This window comes from Micromonospora yongxingensis (assembly GCF_052601155.1).
The window spans coordinates 1-23,257 of record NZ_JBQXEO010000041.1 but is presented as its reverse complement, the minus strand read 5'-3'; the positions used below and the strand labels follow the sequence as shown (position 1 = coordinate 23,257).

At 72.2% G+C, this 23,257-nt stretch carries 23 protein-coding genes and 2 tRNA genes; 12 read left to right on the top strand and 13 right to left on the bottom strand.

Annotated elements, in window-relative coordinates:
* Window positions 1-107 precede the first annotated feature (107 nt).
* Together ACTWLT_RS30635 and ACTWLT_RS30630 are read left to right on the top strand one after the other, a co-directional pair.
* Entirely contained in the window at window positions 108-1,370 is a 1,263-nt protein-coding gene (locus ACTWLT_RS30635) for a L,D-transpeptidase (protein WP_445321344.1), read from the top strand.
* Between the two features lie 250 nt (window positions 1,371-1,620).
* Window positions 1,621-2,907: a L,D-transpeptidase gene (locus tag ACTWLT_RS30630; protein ID WP_445321354.1), complete on the top strand. Its 1,287-nt coding sequence runs from the start codon at window positions 1,621-1,623 to the stop codon at window positions 2,905-2,907.
* Between the two features lie 130 nt (window positions 2,908-3,037).
* Here the strand turns inward: ACTWLT_RS30630 and ACTWLT_RS30625 are convergent.
* Together ACTWLT_RS30625 and orn are read right to left on the bottom strand one after the other, a co-directional pair.
* Window positions 3,038-3,110: transfer RNA gene (locus ACTWLT_RS30625), tRNA-His, on the bottom strand.
* Between the two features lie 124 nt (window positions 3,111-3,234).
* Window positions 3,235-3,825, bottom strand: coding sequence for an oligoribonuclease (gene orn, locus ACTWLT_RS30620; protein ID WP_308209580.1), 591 nt, complete (start codon window positions 3,823-3,825; stop codon window positions 3,235-3,237).
* Between the two features lie 72 nt (window positions 3,826-3,897).
* On the opposite strand from orn, the gene ACTWLT_RS30615 reads away from it, so the two are divergent.
* A complete protein-coding gene (locus ACTWLT_RS30615; protein ID WP_445321343.1) occupies window positions 3,898-5,163 on the top strand; it encodes a glycosyltransferase family 87 protein in 1,266 nt (421 codons plus the stop codon).
* 35 nt (window positions 5,164-5,198) lie between these two features.
* Here ACTWLT_RS30615 and ACTWLT_RS30610 read toward each other — a convergent pair whose 3' ends face one another.
* The 4 genes from ACTWLT_RS30610 to ACTWLT_RS30595 all read right to left on the bottom strand — a co-directional run bounded on the left by ACTWLT_RS30610 (window position 5,199) and on the right by ACTWLT_RS30595 (window position 9,505).
* Window positions 5,199-6,257 (bottom strand): hypothetical protein, encoded by a 1,059-nt coding sequence (locus tag ACTWLT_RS30610; protein WP_445321342.1) that lies wholly within the window; start codon window positions 6,255-6,257, stop codon window positions 5,199-5,201.
* A gap of 152 nt (window positions 6,258-6,409) precedes the next feature.
* Entirely contained in the window at window positions 6,410-7,144 is a 735-nt protein-coding gene (locus ACTWLT_RS30605) for a YcnI family copper-binding membrane protein (RefSeq protein ID WP_445321341.1), read from the bottom strand.
* A 17-nt stretch (window positions 7,145-7,161) separates the two neighbouring features.
* Window positions 7,162-8,826 carry a copper resistance CopC/CopD family protein gene (locus tag ACTWLT_RS30600; RefSeq protein WP_445321340.1) on the bottom strand — a complete coding sequence of 555 codons (1,665 nt, stop codon included), beginning with the start codon at window positions 8,824-8,826 and terminating at the stop codon, window positions 7,162-7,164.
* A 46-nt stretch (window positions 8,827-8,872) separates the two neighbouring features.
* Entirely contained in the window at window positions 8,873-9,505 is a 633-nt protein-coding gene (locus ACTWLT_RS30595; protein ID WP_445321339.1) for a zf-HC2 domain-containing protein, read from the bottom strand.
* 105 nt (window positions 9,506-9,610) lie between these two features.
* On the opposite strand from ACTWLT_RS30595, the gene ACTWLT_RS30590 reads away from it, so the two are divergent.
* Genes ACTWLT_RS30590 through ACTWLT_RS30575 form a run of 4 tightly spaced genes read left to right on the top strand, consistent with a single transcriptional unit; the run spans window position 9,611 to window position 12,549 of the window.
* Window positions 9,611-10,201 carry a sigma-70 family RNA polymerase sigma factor gene (locus ACTWLT_RS30590; RefSeq protein WP_445321338.1) on the top strand — a complete coding sequence of 197 codons (591 nt, stop codon included), beginning with the start codon at window positions 9,611-9,613 and terminating at the stop codon, window positions 10,199-10,201.
* 32 nt (window positions 10,202-10,233) lie between these two features.
* Window positions 10,234-10,758 carry a MauE/DoxX family redox-associated membrane protein gene (locus ACTWLT_RS30585; protein ID WP_445321337.1) on the top strand — a complete coding sequence of 175 codons (525 nt, stop codon included), beginning with the start codon at window positions 10,234-10,236 and terminating at the stop codon, window positions 10,756-10,758.
* The gene (locus tag ACTWLT_RS30580) at window positions 10,751-11,464 is read left to right on the top strand and encodes a DsbA family protein (RefSeq protein WP_445321336.1); all 714 of its coding nucleotides are present in this window, start codon (window positions 10,751-10,753) and stop codon (window positions 11,462-11,464) included. The genes ACTWLT_RS30585 and ACTWLT_RS30580 overlap by 8 nt, the downstream gene beginning before the upstream one ends.
* Entirely contained in the window at window positions 11,464-12,549 is a 1,086-nt protein-coding gene (locus tag ACTWLT_RS30575) for a hypothetical protein (RefSeq protein ID WP_445321335.1), read from the top strand. Before ACTWLT_RS30580 ends, ACTWLT_RS30575 begins: the two co-directional genes overlap by 1 nt.
* 88 nt (window positions 12,550-12,637) lie before the next feature.
* Here ACTWLT_RS30575 and ACTWLT_RS30570 read toward each other — a convergent pair whose 3' ends face one another.
* From ACTWLT_RS30570 to ACTWLT_RS30555, 4 genes are read right to left on the bottom strand one after another with little or no spacing between them, the layout of a single operon-like run.
* Window positions 12,638-13,396 carry an energy-coupling factor ABC transporter ATP-binding protein gene (locus tag ACTWLT_RS30570; protein WP_445321334.1) on the bottom strand — a complete coding sequence of 253 codons (759 nt, stop codon included), beginning with the start codon at window positions 13,394-13,396 and terminating at the stop codon, window positions 12,638-12,640.
* Window positions 13,393-14,163, bottom strand: a complete 771-nt coding sequence (gene cbiQ / locus ACTWLT_RS30565) for a cobalt ECF transporter T component CbiQ (RefSeq protein ID WP_445321333.1) — start codon at window positions 14,161-14,163, stop codon at window positions 13,393-13,395. The genes ACTWLT_RS30570 and cbiQ overlap by 4 nt, the downstream gene beginning before the upstream one ends.
* Window positions 14,164-14,177: 14 nt before the next feature.
* Complete coding sequence (locus ACTWLT_RS30560) at window positions 14,178-14,609, bottom strand: PDGLE domain-containing protein (protein WP_445321332.1); 432 nt, start codon at window positions 14,607-14,609, stop codon at window positions 14,178-14,180.
* Window positions 14,606-15,322, bottom strand: a complete 717-nt coding sequence (locus ACTWLT_RS30555) for an energy-coupling factor ABC transporter permease (RefSeq protein WP_445321331.1) — start codon at window positions 15,320-15,322, stop codon at window positions 14,606-14,608. The genes ACTWLT_RS30560 and ACTWLT_RS30555 overlap by 4 nt, the downstream gene beginning before the upstream one ends.
* Window positions 15,323-15,492: 170 nt before the next feature.
* On the opposite strand from ACTWLT_RS30555, the gene bcp reads away from it, so the two are divergent.
* The 3 genes from bcp to ACTWLT_RS30540 all read left to right on the top strand — a co-directional run bounded on the left by bcp (window position 15,493) and on the right by ACTWLT_RS30540 (window position 17,618).
* Window positions 15,493-15,969: a thioredoxin-dependent thiol peroxidase gene (gene bcp / locus ACTWLT_RS30550; protein WP_445321330.1), complete on the top strand. Its 477-nt coding sequence runs from the start codon at window positions 15,493-15,495 to the stop codon at window positions 15,967-15,969.
* Between the two features lie 944 nt (window positions 15,970-16,913).
* Window positions 16,914-16,999, top strand: a tRNA-Leu gene (locus tag ACTWLT_RS30545).
* Between the two features lie 82 nt (window positions 17,000-17,081).
* Window positions 17,082-17,618, top strand: coding sequence for a GNAT family N-acetyltransferase (locus ACTWLT_RS30540; protein ID WP_445321329.1), 537 nt, complete (start codon window positions 17,082-17,084; stop codon window positions 17,616-17,618).
* Between the two features lie 4 nt (window positions 17,619-17,622).
* On the opposite strand, the gene ACTWLT_RS30535 is transcribed toward ACTWLT_RS30540, so the two are convergent.
* The 3 genes from ACTWLT_RS30535 to ACTWLT_RS30525 form a co-directional block, all read right to left on the bottom strand.
* A complete protein-coding gene (locus ACTWLT_RS30535) occupies window positions 17,623-18,618 on the bottom strand; it encodes an expansin EXLX1 family cellulose-binding protein (RefSeq protein WP_445321328.1) in 996 nt (331 codons plus the stop codon).
* A gap of 106 nt (window positions 18,619-18,724) precedes the next feature.
* The gene (locus ACTWLT_RS30530; RefSeq protein ID WP_445321327.1) at window positions 18,725-19,543 is read right to left on the bottom strand and encodes an MOSC domain-containing protein; all 819 of its coding nucleotides are present in this window, start codon (window positions 19,541-19,543) and stop codon (window positions 18,725-18,727) included.
* Between the two features lie 4 nt (window positions 19,544-19,547).
* Entirely contained in the window at window positions 19,548-20,381 is an 834-nt protein-coding gene (locus ACTWLT_RS30525) for a class I SAM-dependent methyltransferase (RefSeq protein WP_445321326.1), read from the bottom strand.
* A gap of 119 nt (window positions 20,382-20,500) precedes the next feature.
* Here ACTWLT_RS30525 and ACTWLT_RS30520 point away from each other — a divergent pair, with 119 nt between their 5' ends.
* Window positions 20,501-21,562 (top strand): LCP family protein, encoded by a 1,062-nt coding sequence (locus ACTWLT_RS30520; protein ID WP_445321325.1) that lies wholly within the window; start codon window positions 20,501-20,503, stop codon window positions 21,560-21,562.
* A 169-nt stretch (window positions 21,563-21,731) separates the two neighbouring features.
* A complete protein-coding gene (locus ACTWLT_RS30515) occupies window positions 21,732-23,192 on the top strand; it encodes a sugar transferase (protein ID WP_445321324.1) in 1,461 nt (486 codons plus the stop codon).
* Window positions 23,193-23,257: the final 65 nt, after the last annotated feature.

The following is a 23,257-nucleotide window of genomic DNA, read 5'->3' as shown; positions in this document are numbered from 1 at the left end:
TTACCGGGCAGAAACGGTCAAATCGACCAGCGCGCGAAGGATGGGGGCGTTGGTCGGGGCGGTGATGCGGCACGATGTCCGCCAGGTACGCGAGAACAGAGGTGGGGATGGCACGGTTCACGCGAGCCGGGGCGGTGGTCGGCGCTCTGACCCTGGCGGCGTCGCTGGCACTGACCGGGTGCGGCGACGAGCAGAAGAAGCCGGAATTCGTGGGCGGGGCCGAGTCGAGCGCCAGCGCCGACCCTGCCACGGGCCAGCCGGAGACGCCGGCTACGCCGAGCGGCCCGGCGTTGGCGTTGAACCCGGTTGACGGCACGAAGAACAAGCCGGTGAGCACGGAGATCAGCGCGAAGCTCCCGGACGGCGCGAAGGTCTCCGCGGTCACGCTGACCGCCGAGGGTGGCGGCACCGTGGAGGGCAAGCTGCGTACTGACGGCTCCTCCTGGGTGCCGTCGGCCCCACTGAAGTACGGCACGCGCTACACGGCCACGGTGACGGCGTCCGCGCCGGACGGCACGAGCAGTCAGGGCACCAGCAACTTCACCACGATGGCCAAGCCGAAGTCGACCATCGGGTCCGGCCTGTACCTCTTCGACGACAAGAGCTACGGGGTGGCCATGCCGGTGGTCACCGAGTTCCACCCGGGCATTCCGAAGAAGGACCGGGCGGCGGTGCAGAAGCGGATGTTCGTCCGCACGGACCCGCCGCAGCCGGGCGCGTGGCACTGGGTCGACAACGGCACGCAGGCCTACTACCGGGCGCCGGAGTACTGGCAGCCGGGCACCACCATCACCGTGCGGATCGCGCTGGCCGGGATGCCGCTCAGCAACGGCAGATACGGCGACATCGACCGCAAGGCCACCGCCAAGATCGGGCGGTCGTTCGTGATGAAGGTCGACAACGCCACCAAGAAGATGACGGTGTTCGAGAACGGCACGCTGATCCGCACCGTGCCGGTGAGTCTGGGCAAGAGGAGCACCCCGTCGTCCAGCGGCACGATGGTCGTGATGGAGAAGAAGGAAGCCACGACCTTCGACACCCGGGACGACCCGGACCCGGCCAACCGCTACGTCACCGACATCCAGTTCGCACAGCGGCTCACCTGGGGTGGCGAGTACATCCACGCCGCGCCCTGGTCGGAGCACGTGCAGGGGCGGCAGAACGTCTCGCACGGCTGTGTGAACGTGTCCATGGCGAACGCCCGGTGGCTGTTCGACAAGACGCGCATCGGTGACCCGATCACGGTGAAGGGCACCGAGCGCAGGCTGGCGGCCGGCAACGGGTGGACGGCGTGGAGCCTGAGCTGGTCGCAGTTCGTCAAGGGCAGCGCGCTGCCGGTGCCCGCGGGCGGGTCGGGCCCGCTGCTCTGAGCCATCCGGCGTACGCGCCGGCCCGTGCGACGGTACGGGCCGGCGCGTACCCTTGCACTGCCCACGACGCGGCGGCGCTGGCGCGCCCCCGCAGAGCCGGCACGGAGACGAGCGAGGCTCACGAAACGCCGGATTCTAGCAAAATTCCGGCATCATCGTCGGCGTGTTCCGGTTCACCCTCGGCAACCGGGGCCGGTTCTGGCGCGTCTGTAGGAGACGATGGGTCAGCGACCACGACTGTGAGGACATCATGCGAGCTAGCCAGGACCAGCTGATCCGGCGCGGTGGGCGACGCCGCGTGTTCGCGGCGGGGCTTCTCGCCGTGGCGCTGGCCTTCACCTCCGCCTGCACCGACGGCAAGGGCGACAAGCCGTCCTCGTGGCAGGGCGGCGGCGAGAGCCCGGCACCGAAGGCGGCGGCGACCATCAGCGAACCGGCGACCGACGCCAAGGACGTGCCCGCGTCCACCGGCATCACCTTCACCACGAAGGACGCCGTGCAGACCGCCGTCGAGCTCAAGGACGCGGCTGGCAAGGCGGTCGAGGGCACCCTCTCCGCGGACGGCAAGACCTGGCTGCCGGCCGGCGCCCTGGCGTACGGGACGAGCTACACGGCCACGGTGACCGCCACCGGCGACGACGGGCGTCCCGCCACCGCGACCAGCACCTTCACCACCATGGCCAAGCCGTCCAACCAGGTCCGGGTCAGCAGCTTCCTCGGCGACAACCAGGTGGTCGGGGTCGGGATGCCGCTGATCGTGAAATTCAGCCGGGGCATCCCGGAGGACTACCGCGACGACGTGCAGCGGCGGATGACGGTGACCTCGACGCCGGCCCAGGAGGGCATCTGGCACTGGGTCAGCCCCACCGAGATCCGCTACCGGCCGAAGGAGTTCTGGAAGGCCGACAGCAAGGTCTCCTACCGGGTGCAGGCCGGCGGCCTGCCGCTGGGCAACGGCTGGTACGGCCGGGCCGACCTGAGCGTGGACATCAAGATCGGCGCTGCCGTGGTCATGACGGTCGACAACAAGACCAAGCGGATGACGGTGACCCGGAACGGCACCCTCATCAAGACCATTCCGGTCAGCCTCGGCAAGAAGGCCACCCCGTCGTCCAGCGGCACCATGGTCGTGATCGAGAAGCTGCGCAAGACGGTCTTCGACACCATGGAGGAGCTGGGCCCGGAGGAGGGCTACCGCACGAAGATCGACTTTGCCCAGCGGCTCACGTGGGGCGGGGAGTTCATCCACGCGGCCCCCTGGTCCGAGGGGCAGCAGGGCAGCGTGAACGTGTCGCACGGCTGCGTGAACGTGTCGATGGCCAACGGTGACTGGCTGTTCAAGAACACCCAGATCGGCGACCCGATCACGGTCAAGGGCACCGAGCGCAAGCTCCAGAACGGCAACGGCTGGACCGACTGGAACATGAGCTGGGACGAGTACGTCAAGGGCAGCGCCATCCCGTACGAGCCGCCGGCCGACCCGGACACCACGCCGACCCCGGAGGCCGGCGTCCCGACGCCCACGCCCACCGCCTGACATCGCACCGACAGACGCCCCCTCCACGGAGGGGGCGTCTTCGTGTGTCCAGGCACGGGGTTTGCTCCACACGAATCAGGCCCCCTCGTTGGAGGGGGCCTGATCTGCGGATGCTGCGATCCACTAGCTGGGTGACTGATGGGAATTGAACCCACGACAACCGGGACCACAACCCGGTGCTCTGCCAACTGAGCTACAGCCACCATGCCGCCGTCGCCCGGTCGATCGCCCCGGGCGGGGTGCGGACCAATAATAGCCACACCGCCGCCGACCGCGTCCAGCGGGTTCCCGGGTCGCCCGGAAGGCGCTCCGGGATCAGCGCCCGGGTCAGAGCTGGGCGGCGATGCCCTTGGCGGTCTCCACGTCCGGGCCGGGCAGCGGGACGAAGACCGTCCGCCGGTAGTACTCCAACTCCCGGATGCTCTCCCGGATGTCGGCCAGCGCCCGGTGCGCCAGGCCCTTCTGCGGCTGGCCGAAGTACACGCGGGGGTACCAGCGGCGGCACAGCTCCTTGATCGACGAGACGTCGATCATGCGGTAGTGCAGGTGCGCGTCGAGGCGGGGCATGTCCCGGGCGATGAAGCCCCGGTCGGTGGCGATCGAGTTGCCGCACAGCGGCGCGGTACGCGGATCCTTGACGAAGCCGCTGACGTACTCCAGGACCAGGTCCTCGGCCTCGGCCAGGGTCACCGCGGAGCGGCGCACCTCGTCGGTGAGGCCGGACTTGGCGTGCATCGTCCGGACGATCTCCGGCATCGCCTCCAGCGCGGCCTCGTCGGCGTGGATCACCACGTCGACGCCGTCACCCAGCACGTTGAGGTCAGGATCGGTGACCAGTGCCGCGACCTCGATCAGCTTGTCCCTGCCAAGGTCCAACCCGGTCATTTCACAGTCGATCCAGACGAGGAGATCAGCCACCGGGACAGCCTACGCGCAGCCCACGACCCGCGGCTGCGCGCTCTCGGCGGAGCAGACCGCTAGGGTTTCGGAGTGCCAGCCGAACCCGTCGCACCGCCAGCCGTCACCGACGAGGATCCCGGCGGCCGTACGGTCCGTCGGTTGGTCACGGTGGTGGCCCTGATCGCCGTGCTGCCGGCGCTCTACCTGCCCGGCCTGGTGCACAACTTCTTCGACCTCAAGATCTACATGTCCGCGATGGACTGGTGGACGGCGGGCAACCCGCTCTACGACTACGTCCAGCCCGACCGGGTGCAGGGCGAGCTGTACTTCACGTACCCGCCGTTCAGCGCGCTACTGCTCTGGCCGTTCGGTCTGATCCGGCTCGGCGCCACCGTGACGATCTTCACGGTGCTCACCGTGCTGGCCGTGGTGCTGACCACCCGCTGGCTGGTGACGCCGGTGATCGCCCGACACGACCTGCCACGCGCGTTCACCCTGACCGTCGCGGTGCTGCTGGTGCTCGCGGTGGAGAGCACCCGCGAGACGATCACCTTCGGGCAGATCAACATGTTGCTGGTCGTGCTGATCCTGGCCGACCTGCTGTTCGCGGTGCCGCAGGCGCGACGCTGGGCCGGGGTCGGCATCGGCCTGGCGACGGCCCTCAAGCTCTTCCCCGGCATCTTCATCGTGTACCTGCTGGCCACCCGCCGGTGGCGGGCCGCGGCGGTGGCGAGCGCGACCGCCGCGGCGGCGACCCTGCTCGCGGCGGCGATCGCGCCGCGCGACTCGTGGCGGTTCTGGACCCACGAGCTGTGGGCCACCGAGCGGGTGGGCCGCACCGACTACACCGGTAACCAGTCGCTGTTCGGCCTGCTCAGCCGGTTCAGCGCGCCGGAGAAGCCGGACCGGCTGCTGTGGCTGCTGGTGGTCGCCGTGGTGGCCGGCTACGGGCTGTGGCGGGCGGTGCGCGCCGCCCGGGCCGGCGACGGGTTGACCGGCCTGACCCTGACCGGCTTGGTCGGCGCCCTGGCGAGCCCGATCACCTGGACCCACCACATCTACTGGTTCGTCCCGGCGGTGGTGCTGTTGGCGGACGCGGCGCTGAGCGCGGACCGGCCGGACGAGGCCCGTCGGCGACGGTGGCTGGCCGGGCTCGCGGTGGGCACCACCGCCCTGATCATCTACGGCGTGGTGTCGTTCCACGACTGGGGTGTGGCCCCGGTCCGCACCGACGACCCGGTGGACTTCGTGCTGCGCAACGGTTACGTGCTGCTGAGCCTGCTGCTGCTGGTGGCACTGCCGATCCGGGGTGGCCGCGAGGTGGAAAAGTCGCACCAAATGGACAGAGCTGTCTAGTAGCCGCTTTCGGCGCTAATCTGGTCTCACCTACCTCAAGCGTCGCTCGGGTAGCACCGATCCCCCGGTGAAGGTGGCCCTCCGCGTCGGCAGCGCGGAGGGCCGCCCGCCGTTCCGTCCACCGCCACCGGCCGGGCCGTCGGCTCCGGAGTGGCCGGTGGCCACGCCAGGCTCAGCGCCACCTCCGGCGGTCGGGGCAGGCGGGCCGGCGGGTCCAGGTCGGCGAGGCTGGTCGGGCGGGTCGGCACGGCGGCGATCGCCCTCTCGCCCAGGCTGGAACCGACCGAGGTGAGCTGCCGCCCGGCCGGCAGCGACCGCGTCGCCGCGGTGTCCCCGGCGGGCGGGACGCCCAGGCCGCTCAACGAGCTGACCCCGAGCCGCCCCGCGAGCACCGGCACCTGGTCCGGCTCGACCACGAAGACCACCTCACGCGGGCGCAGCGGTCGCAGCAGGAGCAGCACGGCGCACACCACCAGCAGCACCCCCACGGCCAGCAGCCCCCAGGTGGCCGGGGTGGTCCAGGCCGCCCGCAGTTCGGCGCGCAGGTCCAGGGCGAGGTCGTTCCCACCGTCGGGACGCATCACCACCAGGCTCATCGGCTCGCCGGCCAGATCGTCCGCGCTCCACTCCAGCGAGCCGATCCCCTCACGTACCCAGAACGGGCGACCCAGCGGCGTGGGTGACGCGACGGCCGCCGGAGCGCCGGCGGCCGGACCGGCCGGATCCGTCCGGACCGGCAGCGGACCCCGGGCCAGCGCCACCCGGCGGACCGAGGCGTGCGGGACCGGCTCCAGAAAGCGGCGCACCTCGGCGGTGGGCGCCAGGCCCACGAAGGCCGGGCCGTCCGGCGTGCGGGCGTCCAGGCGCAGCCGGGTCTGCGCGGTACGGGCGAACGGCGCCTCCTGCCGCAGCAGTCGGTCGAGGTCGGTGACCACGACCGCGTGGCCGGGCGTGCGGACCGTCTCGAACCGGGCGGCGAAGGTCCCCCCGGGGTCGGCGTGCCGGGTCACCAGCCAGAGCGCGCCACCGGCGAACAACGCCGGAATCCCGATGACCAACAGCAGCACTCCGGCGATCGCCCGCACGAATCGCATCCGCTCCGTCTCCCTCCGTAGCCAGGTACCCGGCAGACCTTACCGACGTACGCCGGCTGATCAGGGGATATCCACGGCACGGCTGCCTCCGGCCCCGGGAAAGCACACTGGCCCGCCGGATCGCTCCGGCGGGCCAGCGGGTGTGGCCGTGCTCAGGACCTGGCGGCCGGCTCCCGCCGGGAGCGGGCGAAGGCCAGCCCACCCAGCACCAGACCGGCCAGACCGGCGACGAGCCCGGCGACGCCGAGGCCGACCGCGGTGCCCTCGCCCTCGTCATCGTCGTCATCGTCGGTGGTCGCGACGGCCGCGGCGGCGGGCGCGGCCGACGCCGACGGCGCCGCGGCGGTCAGGGCGAGCACCGGCGCCGGCTTCTCCGGCTCCTCGCCGCCCGGGTTGGGGTCGTCGATCCAGCGCACCACGCTGCCGTCCGAGTAGGTCTGCAGGGTCTTGAAGACCATCATGTCGATCTTCGGCAGCGGCCCCATCGAGACCGGGAACTCCTGGAACTGGCCGGGCTTCACGGCCGCGTCGCCGGTGGCCGTCCAGGTCAGCTTGGACACCGCCTCGGTGATCGGGCTGCCGTGCACCTCGATCGGCGGGTCCACCTTGCGCTTCTCCACGGCGACCGTCCACCCGGGCACCGGCATGGTCGACACCGAGCCGATCGGGGCGTTCTCCGGCAGCACCACTTCCAGCTTGGTGGTCGACGCGGTGTCGCTCTCGTTGGGCACCCGGAACGCCACCCGCGCGTAGCCGCCCTGGGTCGCCTCCTTCGGGTTCACCGTGACGTGGGCGGACGCCGGGCCGGCGAAGCCGAGGACGGCGGTGGCGACGGCGGTGAACGCCAGGGCGGTGGCGGCGGTTGCGGTACGCCGGAGACGGGTCATGGGATTCGGGAACCTCTCTAACGGATGGGCACGGTGGCGGTCACCGTGGCCTGGTCGATGTCGGACGTACGCGCGGTGACCCGCAGTTGCCAGTCACCCGCGGCCGGCAGGCTGACGTCGCCGTAGGCGTGGTTGTCCGTCAGCGGCAGCAACGGGATCTCGATCGGCTCGATCCCGGCCGAGGGCAGCGCGGCGGTCGCCCGCCACTCCACCACCGGCTGTGGCCGGTTGTCTTTGGTGTACGCGTACAGGTGCAGCGAGTTGTTGCCCCGCTCGGCCGGGTCCAGCTCGACCTGCATGGAGAAGAGCGGGCTGGACAGGGTCGTGGTGAAGAGACCGGCCTGGGTGCCGGCCGGCTCGGCCACGGCGGTCCGCGCGGGCGTGGTCTGCACCAGGGTCGCGGACAGGCCCAGCACCACGACGGTGACGGCCAGCTCCACCAGGACCGCCCGTCGCACCGGCGCCGGCCGCTGCGCCGCGGTGCGCCGGCGCACCAGGTGCCGGGAGTACGCGGCCACGGCGATCACCAGCGCGAACAGCCCGATCTTCGCCAGCAGCAGCCGCCCGTAGGTGGTGCCGAACAGGGCGTCCAGCGTCGCCACCTCGATCAACGCCTGGACGGTGCCGGCCAGCAGCAGCGCCGAGACGGCGAGCGCCGCCCAGCGCGACCAGATGGGCAGGATCGCACCCAACTCACGCTCGTCGGCCTGCCGGAGCAGGAAGCCGCCGAGCATCAGCAGGCCGCCCAGCCAGACCGCCATGCTGCCCAGGTGGACCGCGTCGACCACCACGGAGACCGCCGGCGCCGGTGACGCCGCCGGGTGCCCGGCCAGCGGCCAGGTCAGCAGGGCGGCCCCGCCGAGCACGGCCAGGATGATCGCGTCGGAACGGCCGGTCGGCCGGGCCAGCAGCGGCCGGAGCAGGAACGCCGAGGCCGCCAGCAGGCCGAGCCGCACCAGGTGGGCGGCGCCGAAGGCGCTGCCGAACACACTGCCGAACCCCTCGCCGGTGACGTCGAAGAGGCCACCGCCGGCGGTGTAGGGCACCTGGAGCCACAGGTCGGCGAGGGTGGCGACGGCCACCAGGCCGAGGCCGGTCCAGGCCAGCCGGGCCGGGCCGCGCCGGGACAGCCGACGCGGCCACAGCGCCGCGAGCACCAGCGCCGGGCCGATCAGCAGCACCAGGCCGGCGTAGCCGAGGAAACGGGCCACCTTCACCGCGTTGCCGACCACCGGGTTGGCCCGGCTGTCGTCACCGGAGTCGACCGGCGGCGTCGAGGGTGCGCCGACCGAGTAGGTGAACGCGCCCGAGACCGGGTGGCTGTCGGCGGAGATCACCCGGAAACTGACCAGGTAGGTGCCGCGCTCGCCGCCCGGGTCCACCGGGATCGTCACCGTGGCGCCGTCGAAGCGGGGCTCACCCCGGTCGGCCCGCGAGCCGTCCGGCGCGACGACCCGGATCTTGCCGGGGACCTTGCGCACCGACTCACTGAAGGTGAGGACCACCTCGGCCGGGCCGCTCGGCACGACGGCCGAGGCAGCCGGGCTGCTGGACTCCAGCACCGCGTGGGCACTGGCCGGGGTGGCCGGGGCGATCAGCAGGACGACGACGGTGACCAGGAGGCCGGCGGTGGCGGCCAACCGGGCGAGCCAGCGGCGGGGGGCGACAGTCATGCTCGCCATGCTCGCCGACCGGACCGGATCTCGGCGACCCGAGTGTGTGGGCGACTCACCCGCGCCCCGCCAGTGCCGGCGTGAGCGGCCGGTCCCTGTCCCCGGTGCGGCCGAGCGCCCACAGCAACCCCGCCTGCACCACCGCGGCCAGGTGACCGACCTCGTGCACCAGCGCGGTGGTCGAGTTGGCGATGTCCACCGCGCTGGTGCCGGCCAGGCAGACCGCCAGCACCAGGGCCACCGGCAGGAACGCCCGGGCCCGCTCCGGCCGCCAGGCGGCCAGCGCGAAGCCCACCGCCAGCGCCACGTCGAACGAGGCCATCTCCCGGCTGGTGTGCGGGTCCACCGACACGCCCAGCCCGGCGAGCAGGATCGGCAGCGCGATCGCCAACTGGGCCACCGCGGCCACCGCCACCGCGACCCGCAGCACCTGCCGGCGGGCCCGCCGGACGGCAGCCGGGCTGCGGCGGGCGGCATCGGCGGCGACCGCGGCCAGCACCGCGGCGGTGAGGTCGGGCACCTCCACCGGCTGCACCCGGGCCAGTCGGGTCACCTGTTCGGCGCGGGCCAGCCAGGCCCGGCAACCGGCGCAGGTGGCGGTGTGCGCGTCCAGCGCCGCCGGGGGCGTCTGCGGGTCCTCCCCGTCCAGCCGCGCCGACAGCGCCGCGCGTACGTGGTCGCAAGTCATGACGGGTAGTCGACCCACGGCGGGGAAAAGTTCCCGACGTGGCGCAGACCATCCACGGGCGAAGGGACCTGTCGTCGCGCCGCGCGCCGCGTAACCTGGTTTGTCGTGATCCCCGTCCCGCGTGACACCGGTGCCGCCGGTCCGGCCGACCCGGCCGGTGGCGTCGCCCGGGACGCGGCCACCGAGTGGGCGTTGACCGCGCGCGACGGTGACCCGACCGCCCAGGCCGCGTTCGTCCGGCTGACCCAGGTCGAGGTCTGGCGCTTCGCCGCCGCGCTGGTGGACCCGGACAGCGCCGACGATCTGACCCAGGAGACGTACCTGCGGGCGTTCCGGGCCCTGCCCGGGTTCGAGGGTCGCTCCAGCGTCCGGACGTGGCTGCTCGGCATCGCCCGTCGGGCCTGCGCCGACCACCTGCGCACGGTGGTCCGCCGCCGGCGACTCGACGAACGGCTGGCCGCCAACGCCTACACCGACCGCCCGCACCCGGACCCGGCCGGTCAGCTCGGTGCCGCCGACCTGGTCCGGCGGTTGAGCGCCGAGCGGCGTGCCGCGTTCGTGCTCACCCAACTGCTCGGCCTGTCGTACGCCGAGGCCGCGGCCGTCGAAGGAGTGCCGGTGGGCACCATCCGCTCCCGGGTCGCCCGGGCCCGTGACGACCTGGTCGAGGCGGTCGGCGACGCCCTGACCGGCTGAGCCGGGAACTTCCGGCGCCGACGGGACGACAAATGACCGTGACAGCACCTTCCACCCGGGCCGCCCGCTGGCCCGCCGTCCGGCCCTGGCTCGGCATCGCGGCCCGACTGGGCCTCGCCGCCGTCTGGCTGGTCGCCGGCGCGTCGAAGGTCGGTGACCTGGCCGCCTCCGGCCGGGCCGTCAACGCCTACCAGGTGATGCCGTACGACGTGGCGACCGTGATCGGTGCCGCGCTGCCCTTCGTCGAGTTGGCACTCGGCGTACTCCTGCTGCTCGGGCTGGCCACCCGGCTCAGCGCGGCGGTCTCCGCCGCACTGCTGGTGGTCTTCATCGCGGGCATCGCCTCGGCCTGGACGCGTGGCCTGGCCATCGACTGCGGCTGCTTCGGCAGTGGCGGGCAGCTCGCGCAGGGGCAGGCACCGAGTTACCTCCCGGAGATCCTGCGGGACCTGGGATTCTTGGTGTTGGCCGGATTCCTCCTGATCTGGCCGCGTACGCCCGTCTCGGTGGACGGGTGGCTGTCCGCCGAACCCGCTGTGGAGGACGAGGATGAGTAGTCGCAAGGGGCAGCGGGACGCGGCCCGGGTGGTCCGCCAGCAACTGGCTCGCGAACGGCGCCGCCGACGCACGATCTGGGTCTCCGCCGCCGCGGTCGCCGTGCTGGTCATCGCCGGCCTGATCGGCTGGACCGTCTGGTCCGGCCAACGCTCGGACAACTTCACCACCCCGCCGGGCGCCAACGCGGACGGCACCGGCATCGTCACCGGGGGCGGGCCGGTCACCGTCGACGTCTACGAGGACTTTCTCTGCCCGGCCTGCAAGCAGTTCGAGCAGGCCAGCGGGGCGACCCTGGAGCAGTTGGTGGCCGAGAACAAGGCGAAGGTGGTCTACCACCCGGTGGCGTACCTCAACCGCTTCTCCACCACCGAGTACTCCACCCGCTCCTCGGCCTCCTCCGGCTGCGCGGCGGCCGGCGGCAAGTTCCGCGAGTACGCCAAGGCGCTCTTCGACCAGCAGCCGCCGGAGGGCAGCGCCGGACTCACCGACGACCAGCTGATCGACATCGGAGCCGGCGTCGGGCTCGACCGGGCCTCGTTCGCCGACTGCGTGAAGGACAGCACGTACCGGACGTGGACGGAGCACGTCACCGACGAGGCCAGCCGCAGCGACGTCACCGGCACGCCGACCATCCTGGTCAACGGTCAGCCGCTCGTCGACCGCAGCCCGCAGGGCCTCACCGCGGCAGTGGCGGCGGCCGGCTAGTGCTCCGTACCCTGCTGGCCCGCGCCGGCCTGGTCGCCACCGCCGCCTGCGCGGCCACCCTGCTGACCGCGGCCCCCGCCGCCGCGCACGGCGCGGACGCGCCGGACGGCACCGACTACCGCACCCGGACCAGTGGCGTCGCGCCCGCCCGACCCGGCCTGGAGGTCCGGGTGGTCGAGGCGGGCGCCCGCCTGGAGCTGACCAACCGCACCGGCCGACCGATCGAGGTGATCGGCTACTCCGGCGAGCCGTACCTGCGTATCGGCCCGGACGGGGTGTTCGAGAACAGCCGGTCCCCCGCCACCTACCTGAACCGCACGATCGCCGGTGACACGACGCTGCCCGCCGAGGCCGACCCGGCGGCCCCGCCGTCCTGGCGGCGGATCGCCGACGGGGCCACGGTGCGCTGGCACGACCAGCGGGCGCTGTGGCGGGAGTCGGCGCCGCCGGACGCCGTGCGCGCCGCGCCCGACCGGGAGCACCGGGTCCGGGACTGGACGATCCCGCTGCGCGACGGGGGCGACCCGGTGCAGATCCGCGGCACGCTGGACTGGGTGCCGCCGCCGGACGCGTACACCTGGTGGGCGGTGACGATCGTGGGGGTGCTCGCGGTGGGTGCGCTCGGCCTGGTCGCCGCCGCCGCTCCGGCCGGCGCGCGGGCGCTGTCCGCGCTGGGCGCGCTGCTCGTCGCCGGCGGCGCGGTCGCCGTGCTGTACCCGGTGGGCCGGGAGGTGGACGCCGGCGCCCAGGGTGTGGGAGGCGTGCTCGTCGGGCTGCTGTCCGGTCAGATCTGGTCGCTGCTCACCGGCCTCGGCGCGATCGCCGCCGGCTGCTACGCGCTGGCCCGCCGCCCGGCCGCCGACTTCGCGATGGCGCTGGCCGGAGCCTGCCTGGCGCTCTTCGCCGGGGTGGCGAACGCGGCGGTGTTCGCCCGTTCCGTCGCCCCGGTCCCCTGGCCGGCCGAGGTCGCCCGGGTCATGGTGGCGTTGGCGCTGGTCACCGGCGCGGGCGCGACGGCCGCCGGAGTCCTGCGCCTACACGCCGCCTCCCGAACCCCCACCCCCGCCCCCGCGGCTCAAACCTGACCCCTTCTCCCGCGATCTTGCGCTTTCTGCCGCCGATTCGCGGCTTTCGCGCCTATTGCCGGGGCAGCAACTGCAAGATCGCCGCGGGTCAGGGGCGGGGGGCGAAGCCGTACGGGAGTTCCAGGCGGTGGCGGGCTAGCAGGGTGGGGTTGGTTAGCAGGTCGAGGGTGGGGGCGTCGGCGACTATTCGGCCGGCGTCCAGGATCACCGAGCGCTCGCACAGCTCCGCCGCGTACGGCAGGTCGTGGGTGACCATCAGCAGGGTCACCGGCAGGTCGCGCAGGATCTCCGCGAGTTCGCGGCGGGCCGCCGGGTCCAGGTTCGACGACGGCTCGTCCAGCACCAGGATCTCCGGGTGCATGGCGAGCACGGTGGCCACCGCCACCCGGCGGCGCTGCCCGAACGAGAGATGCTGCGGTGCCCGGTCCCGGTGCTCGCTCATCCCCACCGCGGCGAGCGCCTCGTCCACGCGGGCGGCCAGCTCGGCGCCCCGCAGGCCCAGGTTGGCCGGCCCGAACGCGACGTCCTCCGCCACCGTGGGCAGGAAGAGCTGGTCGTCCGGGTCCTGGAAGACGATGCCCACCCGGCGGCGCACCTCGGCCAGGGTCGCGCGGTCCGTCGTGACGGTCAGCCCGCCGACGCTCACGCTGCCCTCGGTGGGGGTGAGGATGCCGTTGAGGTGCAGCACCAGCGTGGTCTTGCCGGCGCCGTTGGGGCCGAGCAGCGCCACGCGGTCACCGCGCGGCACCGTCAGGTCCACGCCGTGCAGGGCCACATGCCCGTCCGGGTACGCGTACCGAACGCCACGAACGTCCAGCGAGACAGCGGTCTGCACGGCACCGATCATGTCAGCACGACGGCGGTGGCGGCGATGGAGGCCGCCAACACCGGCACGGTCGCCGCGACCAGCCACTGGCCGGCGGTCGCCGCGCCGTCGCCCTGCCACACCGCGGGCATGCGACCGGTGTAGCCCCGGGACAGCATCGCCAGGTAGACCCGCTCACCGCGTTCGAAGGCCCGCAGGAACAGCGCACCGATCCCGGCGGCGAAGCCGCGCAACTGCCAAAGGAAACGCGGGTCGTCACCCCGGGAGATCCGGGCCACCCGCATCCGCCGCGCCTCGCCCACCAGCACGTCCAGGTAGCGCAGCATGAACGTGGCGATCTGGGTGAGCACCTGCGGGCAGTGCAGCCGGTCCAGCCCCACGATCAGGTCCCGGGTGGTGGTGGTCGCGGCCAGCAGCAGCGAGGCGAGCACCCCCAGGGTGCCCTTGGCCAGGATGTTCCACGCGCCGTGCAGCCCGTCCTCGGACAGCCGCAGGCCCAGCACCTCGACCCGCTCACCGGTGCCGAGGAACGGCAGCGCCACGGCGAACAGCACGAACGGCAGCTCGATCAACGCCCGGCTGAGCAACCACCGTGGTCCCACCCGGGCCAGTGCCGCCACCGCCGCCACCAGCAGGGCGTACGCGCCGAAGGCCCAGAACGCCTCGCGTGGGGTGGCCACCACGGCGACCGTGAAGACCACCATCGCAACAATCTTGACCTCGGGCGGGAGCCGGTGCGCGGGAGAGTCCGACTCCCGGTACAACACGTGCCCGTGACCGGCGCCCATCCGCGTACCCCCGCTCAGCCGGCCGTGCCGGCGCGGGACGTCGTCGCCGCGTCACCCTCGGTCGGCGTCGCGCCCTCGACGGGCGTCGCCGTGTCGCCCGGGGTCGACGTGCCGCCACGGCGGCGCAGCAGCCAGAAGCCGCCGGCGCCGATCGCGAAGGTGATCAGCACCCCGAGCACCCCGGACAGGCCGGTGGAGAGGAAGTCGTTGCCGACGCCGCGCACCCCGTAGTCGGCGAGCGGGCTGTCGCCCAACTCGTGCTCACGGGCCTGCTGGGCCGGGCAGCTTCCGCCGACGATGGTGTCGTCGGCGTCGACGGTGCAGCCCTTCAGCAGTGACGAGTCCAACCCGTCCGGGTGGGACGAGGCGTAGTTGCTCACGACCCCGGCCAGCAGCAGGGCGACCAGCAGCCCTCCGACCAGGAAACCCCAGGAACGGTTCTTCACCGGACACCTCCGAGGACCGGAACGGCGGGCGCGGACGTCGACCGCAGCCCGCGCAACGCGTAGACGAGATCAGGGCGCACCTTCGCGACCGTCAGCACGGTCGTCGCGGTGATCAGGCCCTCACCGATGCCGATCAGCAGGTGGACCCCGGCCATGGTGCCGGCCAGGCCGGCCAGGTTGCCGCCCAGGTCGGTGGTGCCGCCCAGCCAGTACTGCAGGACGAAGCCCTGCGACGCGACCACCACGCTGACCATCGCGGAGACGAACGCGGTCACGGCCAGGCCGGCCCGCGTACGCGGCAGGACCCGCAACAGCACCGCGATCAGCAGGTACGCCGCGGCCGTGCCGAGCAGCGCCATGTTGGTGATGTTGAGGCCGAGCATCGCGACGCCCCCGTCACCGAAGATCAGCGCCTGCACGACCAGCACCACGGCCACGCAGAGCGCGCCGACCCACGGGCCGACGAGCATCGCGGCGAGCGCGCCACCGAGCAGGTGACCGCTCACCCCGGCCGTGAAGATCGGAAAGTTGAGCATCTGGACGGCGAAGATGAACGCGGCCACCAGGCCGGCCATCGGCGCCAGCCGGTCGTCCAGGTCGCGGCGGCCGCGCAGGACGCAGCCGGTGAGCGCGGCGAGGGCGAGCGCCGCGAAGACCGCCGCCACGGGACCATCGATGATCCCGTTCGAGATGTGCATCGCCAGGGTTTCCACGCGACCTCCCACGCGTCAGCGGACCCGTCCGGGCCGGCGGGCTCAGCTTATTTCCCATACCTCGTTGTTGCCAGACTCTGGCAACAACGCATGTTCTTGATCACCTTCCGGCGCCCGGTCCGGCGCGTCGTCGGGGTGGACGGCCGCGCGCCCGGCGGTAGGGTCGGGCCATGACCGCGCCCGACCGCCTCTCCCCCGGTGACCCCGCGCCCGAGTTCACCCTGCCCACCGACACCGGTGACCAGCTCACCCTCGCCGATCTGCGAGGCCGCAAGGTCGTCCTGTACGCCTACCCGGCGGCGATGACCCCTGGCTGCACCAAGCAGGCCTGCGACTTCCGCGACTCGCTCGCCTCGCTCCAGGCCGCCGGCTACGAGGTGATCGGCATCTCGCCGGACAAGCCCGAGAAACTGGCGAAGTTCCGCGATCGCGACGCCATCACCTTCCCGCTGGTCTCGGACGTCGACAAGACGGTGCTCCAGGCGTACGGGGCGTACGGCGAGAAGCAGCTGTACGGCAAGACCGTGACCGGCGTGATCCGCTCCACCTTCGTCATCGACGCCGACGGCAAGATCGAGCGGGCGCTCTACAACGTCAAGGCCACCGGCCACGTCGCCAAGCTCCGCCGCGACCTCGGCCTGGACTGAGACTGTCGTACCGGGCCATTACCGTGCGTTGATGGTTCGCTACAAGTACACGCCGGAGGCGCTCGCCGAGGCGGCCGCCGCCGCGCGGAACATCACCGAGGTGATGCGGCTGCTCGGCGTACGCGTCAGCGGTGGCTCGCACGCGCACATCAGTCGCCAGCTCAAACGCTTCGGCATCGACATGTCCCACTTCACGGGGCAGGCACACAACAAGGGGCGCCGAGGCGAACGGCGCACGACATCATCCCAGCTTCTGATTGAGCTGCCCGAAGGATCCCGCCGTACGCCAGGCGTGCGGTTGAAGTGGGCCCTGGCCACGCTCGGCGTGCCTGAGGAGTGCGAAGAGTGCGGGACAGGACCGGTATGGCGAGGCGCCGCACTCATCCTGCACGTTGACCACATCAACGGGGACTTCCTCGACAACCGGCCACCGAATCTGCGGATCCTCTGCCCGAACTGTCACAGCCAGACCGCGACCTACGCCGGCCGGCGGAACCGGGCTCGTGATCTCGCCACTCCGAAACGAACGGCAGTCGGTGGCGAGGGAGGCTCGCACGAGGCAACCGGTTCCGATCGCCGACCACCAACGCGGGAGGAACTGGTCGACCTGTTCGGCCGGGTCGACGCGCAGCAGATGACGGCCCTGGAGGCGGCACGGCACCTGGGCTATCACCCGGCATTCCTGCACAAGGTTCGCCGAAGACTCGAACAGGAGGGCGTGCTGACACCGCGCGGCGACCGCAGTTGGCGTGCGAGGGCTCGTCGTGACGCGGTGATAGAACAGGCGCTGGCGAATCCGAATGTTGGACCGAAGCGGTTGTCGGGAATACTCCGCAACTTGCCGGACGGGGAATGCAAGGTGAGTCACGGTACGATCTCGACCATCCTCAAGGAGGCCGGGCTCAGCACCGCCGAAGCCAGACGTTCTAGACTCTCCGATGTACGCGGGAGTGGCGTAACGGCAGCCGCGCAGGTCTTAGGAACCTGTATCCGGAAGGATGTGGGGGTTCGAATCCCCTCTCCCGCACCAGTCAACGAGCACGGCCGGCCGACGGGCTGAGGCTGTCGGACGCGTCACGGTCCGGGGCCGTGACCCTGGTCGTCGGGTCAGGATGGCGGGCGTGAGTCTGCGCTTCGTCCTCGATCCCGACCTGACCCCGCAGTTGCGCGCCGAGATCGTCGCCCTCTGGGTGGACGTCACCAACGCCGGCGGCGCGGTCGGCTTCGTGCCCCCGGTCACCGCCGCCGACGTCCACGCCACCGCCGAGGCGACCTTCGCCGGGATCACCGACGGGCCGGACCGGCTGCTGGCCGCGTACGTCGGCGAGCGCCTGGTGGCCGTCCTCATCTTCTGCGACAACCGGTTCCCGCTCAAGGCGCACTGGTGCGTGCTGAAGCGGGTGATGGTCCACCCGGACACGCAGGGCACAGGGTACGGCTCGGCGCTGATGCGCGAGGCCGCCCGGCTGGGCCGGGAGTTGGGCCACGAGGCGCTGCACGTGACGGTGCGCGACGGGCTGGGGTTGGACGGGTTCTACCGCCGCCTCGGGTACCGGGAGATCGGCAGGCTGCCGGGCGCGCTGCGGGTGACGGCGGGTGACGACCGGGACGAGATCCTGATGTGGCTGGACCTGCCGCCGACCGACTGACCGGTCAGCCGGCGCACCAGCGTGCGGTCGCCCCGGCCGGTCGGGTGGCCGGCGCGTCGACCTCGGCCGGCGCCGGGGCGCTGGCCCTGGCCACCTCCGCCGGACGGCGGGCCGGTGTCGGCGTCGCCGCGGGCGGCCGCGTCGAGGTTCGCGGACGCGGGGTGGCGACCGCCCCGCCGGGCGCGTACATCCGGACCGCGCTGGTCTGCACCTGCCCCGGTGCCATCCGGATGCCGGAGACGGTGACCCGGTGCCCGTACACGTCGCTCACCCGCACGGTGAACGGGCCGGGCCCGGCACCGGAGGCGACCAGCCAGTAGTTGTAGTCCTGCCGCGCGGCGGCCTGCCACGGCCCGCTGTCGCCCTGCCGGACCTCGACGGCGCGCAGCGGATTGCCATGGTTGCCCACCCGGACGGCGAACCAGAACTGCGACGCGCCCTCCTTGATGCGGAAGGTGAGCGGGCCCGGCAGCGGCGGGTTGACCACCGCGCGCCAGGTGACCGGGACGAGGCCCTGCACCGGGTCGGCGATCCGGGCGAACGCCTCCCGGGACAGGTCGAGGTGCCCGGGTGCGCACTCGGGGCACTGATCCATGATCAGGACCCGGACACTGCCCTTCGGGCCGGTCACGTCGAGGAACCCGCCGCAGGCGGCGCCGGCGGCGTACTCCGTGGGACCGAGCGCGACGTAGAGCCGGTTGGCGGGGGCAGCCGGGTTGGAGCAGTTGCCGCCGGCGCCGTTCGAGTCGTAGAAGGTCGCCTTGCCGGTGTGCGTGGCGGTGCCGGTGGGCGGCGCGGCGGCGAGCGCGCGGCCGGCGGCGCAGGCCGGGGTGGAGCCGGAGCGCAGCGTCAGGGTGAGCCCGAGTGCCGCCGCGAGGATGGTGACGCCGGCAGCGACCAGCCAGGGCACCGGGCCGGACGAGGGCGCGGGCCGCTCGTCCGGAGCCCGATCCAGGTCGAGGTCGATGTCGACGACGCCGGGAGCGCTTCCGTCGGTCACGACGGCGATGCTGCCGGACCCGCGCGCGGTCGGACAAGCCGGCTAAGCCAAAGCTAAGACAGCATCGACGGACGGTGAACGGTGCGCTCCGGAGCAGGACGGCCGGTCAGGACCCGACGACCAGCGGGGCACCGACGGCCAACGGTCCACTGTCGACGGGCACGAGGTTGAGTCCGAAGAGGAGCTTCTGCCGGACGTTGCGATACCGCCCGAGTGTGCGCAAGGGTTCCTTCCCGCGCACCCCGGTCTCCTGGTCGGTGGTGGTCACCACGCATCGGTCGCACGGGCCGGCGGCGCGGAACCGCACGTCACCGACGCGGATCGACCGGCCGGCCCAGTCGTCCTCGGCCCAGGCCGGTGCCCCTTCGACAACCAGGTTGGGCCGGAACCGGGTCATCGGCACCGGCTCCTCGCCGGCCTCGGCCAGCCAGACGTTGAGCGCGTCGAGAGAGGCGGCGTTCGCCAGCAGCAGCGGGTAGGCGTCAGCGAAACTGACCTGGTCGCCGGTGTCGTGGTCGCGGCCTTCGGCGGTCAGGTGACGGGTCGGCCGGGCCAGCCAGACCAGCCGGACCGGCCGGCCGAGCAGCTCGCCGAGCCAGGCGTCGGCCGCCGGGCCGGCCGGCAGCGCGGGGACCGGGAGCTTCCGGTTGCGGAAGGTACGCACCGCCACCGGTTCGCCGCCGGCCGGCTCGGCCACGTCGAGGTCGGGCTGCCCGTCGGCGCGCAGCGAGAGACCTCCCGGGCGCACGGTGGCGCGCAGGCCGACCAGCCGGGTGGTCTCCCGCTGGGTGACGCCGACACCGTCGGCGTCCACCACCATCCAGCGCCGGTCACCGGCCAGACCCCACGGCTGCACGAACGCGCCGTCGTGGTCGAGCCGGTGACAACCCTTGACCGGGTACGTGTGTATGGACGTCAGCCGCACACGGCTACCATGCCACGCCGATGCCGTCGCCGGGGTACCAGTGGTTGGCGGGGCTCTCCCGGTAGGCGAGGAACCGCCGGCCGGTGCGCTCGGCGTGCTCGGCGAGCACGTTGGTGCTGGTGACGTTGTCGGTGAGCAGGATCGCGCCGGGGGCGAGTTTCGGCTCCACCGCGTCGAACTCGCGCTTCTCGTGGGCGCGGCTGTGGTCGCTGTCGTGCAGGAACAGGTCGACCGGGCGGTCCAGCGCCCCGATCGAGGCGATCGAGTCGCCGATCACCAGGTCGACGACCTCGGACCAGGGGGCGCTGGCGGCCAGGTAACCGGCCTCCGGGTTGATGTCCAGCGAGGTGACCCGGCCCGGGTGGCCCTCCTGCGCGTTGCGCAGCAGGGCGGCGGCGAGGACGCAGCTGCCCAGGCCCTTGTCGACGCCGGTCTCCACGACGTGTGCGGGACGGGTGGCCCGGACGATCGCGTACCAGCCGATCCGGCGGGCGTAGTGGACCTTCTTGTCGGCGAGGCCACGGCGGGAGGCGGCGGCGGTGGCCTGCTCGATGTGCTGGCGCAGCGCGTGGTCCGACTCGATCTCGTCGAGCCACCCGCGGACCTCCTTGACCGGTCGGTCGCAGACGACGCTGACGAACCAGGCCAGGTGGTGCCGGCTGAGCTTGGTGAGCTCGTACGTGTAGTTGTGGTGCTCCCGGGAGGTCACCAGCCAACGGGCCGAGATGCGGAGGACCTTGGCGTCGTGGCGGGCGACCCGGGCGAGCCGCTTGGGGAAGGCGGCGACGGGCGCGAGGGGGGTACGGGCGATCGCCCGCCGGAAATTGGTCGAGTCCATGCGATGGGTTTACCAGTAGGACGCCAACGATCGCCGATGAAATCTTTCGTTCATGCAGTGGACTGGTACGGAACGTACGGGGGGTACATGGCGGTAAACGCAATCAGTAGCATCGCGGCATGCAGTATCGCCAGGAGTACGCGGAGCCCGAGACCCAGTTCATCGAGGCGCAGCCACCGCCGGAGCCGACCCAGGAGGCGCGTCCCCGGCGTCGCCGCTGGCGGAAGGTCGCTCTGATCACCTTCGTGGTCCTGGCTGTGCTCGCTGGTGGCGGCATGGTCGCCGGAGGGCTCTACTTCCGTTCGATCGACTCCGGCATCGAGCGGGTCGACGCCTTCGAGGGCGTGCCGGAGGAGTCCCGGCCGCAGACCGTGGCGAAGGGCGCCCTGAACATCATGATTCTGGGCAGCGACTCGCGGGACCCGGACAACAGCTCCGGCGCGCGTACCGACACGATCATCCTGGCCCACCTTCCGAAGGACCGCTCCAGCGCCCAGCTCATCTCGATTCCCCGCGACACCTGGGTGAACGTGCCGAAGTCCCCGCAGGGCCGGGGCGGCCGGGACGCGAAGATCAACGCATCGTTCGCCTGGGGTGGCGTTCCGTTGATGGTCCAGACGGTGGAGAAGTTCACCGGCGTCCGCGTTGACCACGTGGCGATGGTCGACTTCGGAGGGTTCAAGGAGATCGTCGACGCGCTGGGTGGCATCGACATCGAGGTGGAGAAGGGCTTCACCACGGCGTACGCGCTGGGCGGCACCCGGACGTTCAAGCAGGGCCAGCAGAGGATGGACGGGGCCGCGGCGCTGGACTACGCGCGGGAGCGGCACGCCTTCGCCGATGGTGACTTCGCTCGGATCCGACACCAGCAGCAGGTCATCAAGGCGATCCTGGACAAGGCCGCCTCTGGCGGAACGCTCGCCAACCCGGCCAAGCTGAACTCCTTCGTCAAGGCGACGGCGGACGCCGTGGCGGTGGACCGGTCCATGTCGCTGCTCGACCTCGCTCCGGAGCTTCGGGACCTGCGCAGCGGCAATCTGACGTTCCTCACCTGCCCCACCAAGGGAACGGGCCAGATCGGTAACGAAAGCGTGGTCCTGGCCGACAAGGAAAAGGCCGAGCGGGTCTTCGACGCGGTCCGCCGCGACGCCGTGCCCGAGATACTGTCCGCCGCAAAGTAGGAGCAGGATCTGGCCTGCCGGCCATGGTGGCGTGCGTGAGTCGACCGTAGGGTTCGGTCGCCCATTGGTCGATGGATGACCGGGGCGTTCACGGGGAGGTCCACAAGTGTCAAGCCATCCGGCTACCGGTCATTCGCCCACGCCACAGGTCAGCGGAGAGCAGTTCGACATGCCGGGCGACGGGGCCCGCCTGTTCGGCGGCCCATCCGTCCCGCAGACGAGGGAGCCGGAGGCCGACACCGGGCCAGCCGGCCTGAGCACGACCGCCGTCCTGCCCTACGCCAGGTCCCGCACCTCGTCGCGTACCCGGTGGTTGCGGGCGTGGATGATGACCGCGCCGGTCGACGCGGTGGCGCTGCTCGCTCCGCTGCTGCTGAGCCAGAACTACTGGCGCGGGACCCTGGCCAACGCCGCCCTGACGGTGGCCTTCTTCGCGGCGGGCGGTCTGTACCGGCCGCGCCGTCACGTCAGCATCCTGGACGAGCTGCCGATCCTCTGCGGTCGGCTGCTGGCCTCCGCTGCCGTGGTGGCGATCATCGCGGCCGAGCGCCACGCCTCGGTGACGTACGTCGGCGGGTTCATGCGGGGCGTCGCGCTGGCCGGCGGGCTCGTGATCGTCGGCCGCGCGGCCAGCAGGGCGTTCACCGTTCTGTCCCGGAAGCGCCGCTGGGCGGAGCACAACGCGATCATCGTCGGTGGCGGCCCGATCGGCGTCGAACTGGCCCGGCTGCTGCGCCGCTATCCCCAGTACGGCCTGCGGTTCGTCGGCTGCGTCGACGCCCCGTCCCGCCAGGACAACGGTGTGCTTCCCCTGAGCGGCACCCTGGCCGACCTGGAGCACCTCGTCCGGTTGCTCGAATGCGAGGTCCTGGTCATCGCCGACCCGGACTGCCACGAGGCCGCCCTCATGGAGACCCTGCTGCGGCCCCGCAGCTCCCACTGCGACCTCTGGGCCGTGCCGCGTCTGTGGGGATCCCGCTCCCACAACGGATACCCCGACCACATCGGGGCCTTCCCCATCGTCAAGATCGGTGACATCTCGCTGACCGGCCCCCGGTGGGCCATCAAGCGGGCCTCGGACATGCTGTTCGCCGCGGTCGCGCTGATCCTGCTGAGCCCGGTGCTGCTGCTCTGCACCATCGCCACGTTCATCGACGGCGGCCGGGGGATCTTCTTCTACCAGGAGCGGATCGGCCGGTACGGCAAGCCGTTCAAGGTGATCAAGTTCCGGTCGATGCGTCCGGTGAACGAGCAGGAGTCGCAGACCAACTGGTCCATCGCGCACGACCGTCGGGTCGGCCCGATCGGCCGGTTCATGCGGCGGACCTCGCTGGACGAGCTGCCCCAGCTGTGGAACATCCTGCGCGGCGACATGAGCGTGGTGGGGCCGCGGCCGGAGCGGCCGTACTTCGTCGAGAAGTTCTCCGCCGAGTACCCGAACTACGCGGCGCGCCACCGCGTCCCCGTCGGGCTCACCGGGCTCGCGCAGGTCAGCGGCCTGCGGGGCGACACCCCGATCTCCGACCGCGCGCGGTTCGACAACTACTACATCGAGAACTGGTCGCTGTGGTTGGACGTCAAGGTGGTGCTCCGCACGGTCGCGGAGGTCTTCCGCGCCGGGGGCCGCTGACCGCACCCCGACCGCCGCGGGTGGTGACGTCCTCGTCGCCACCCGCGTGCCGACCATCCGGTCAT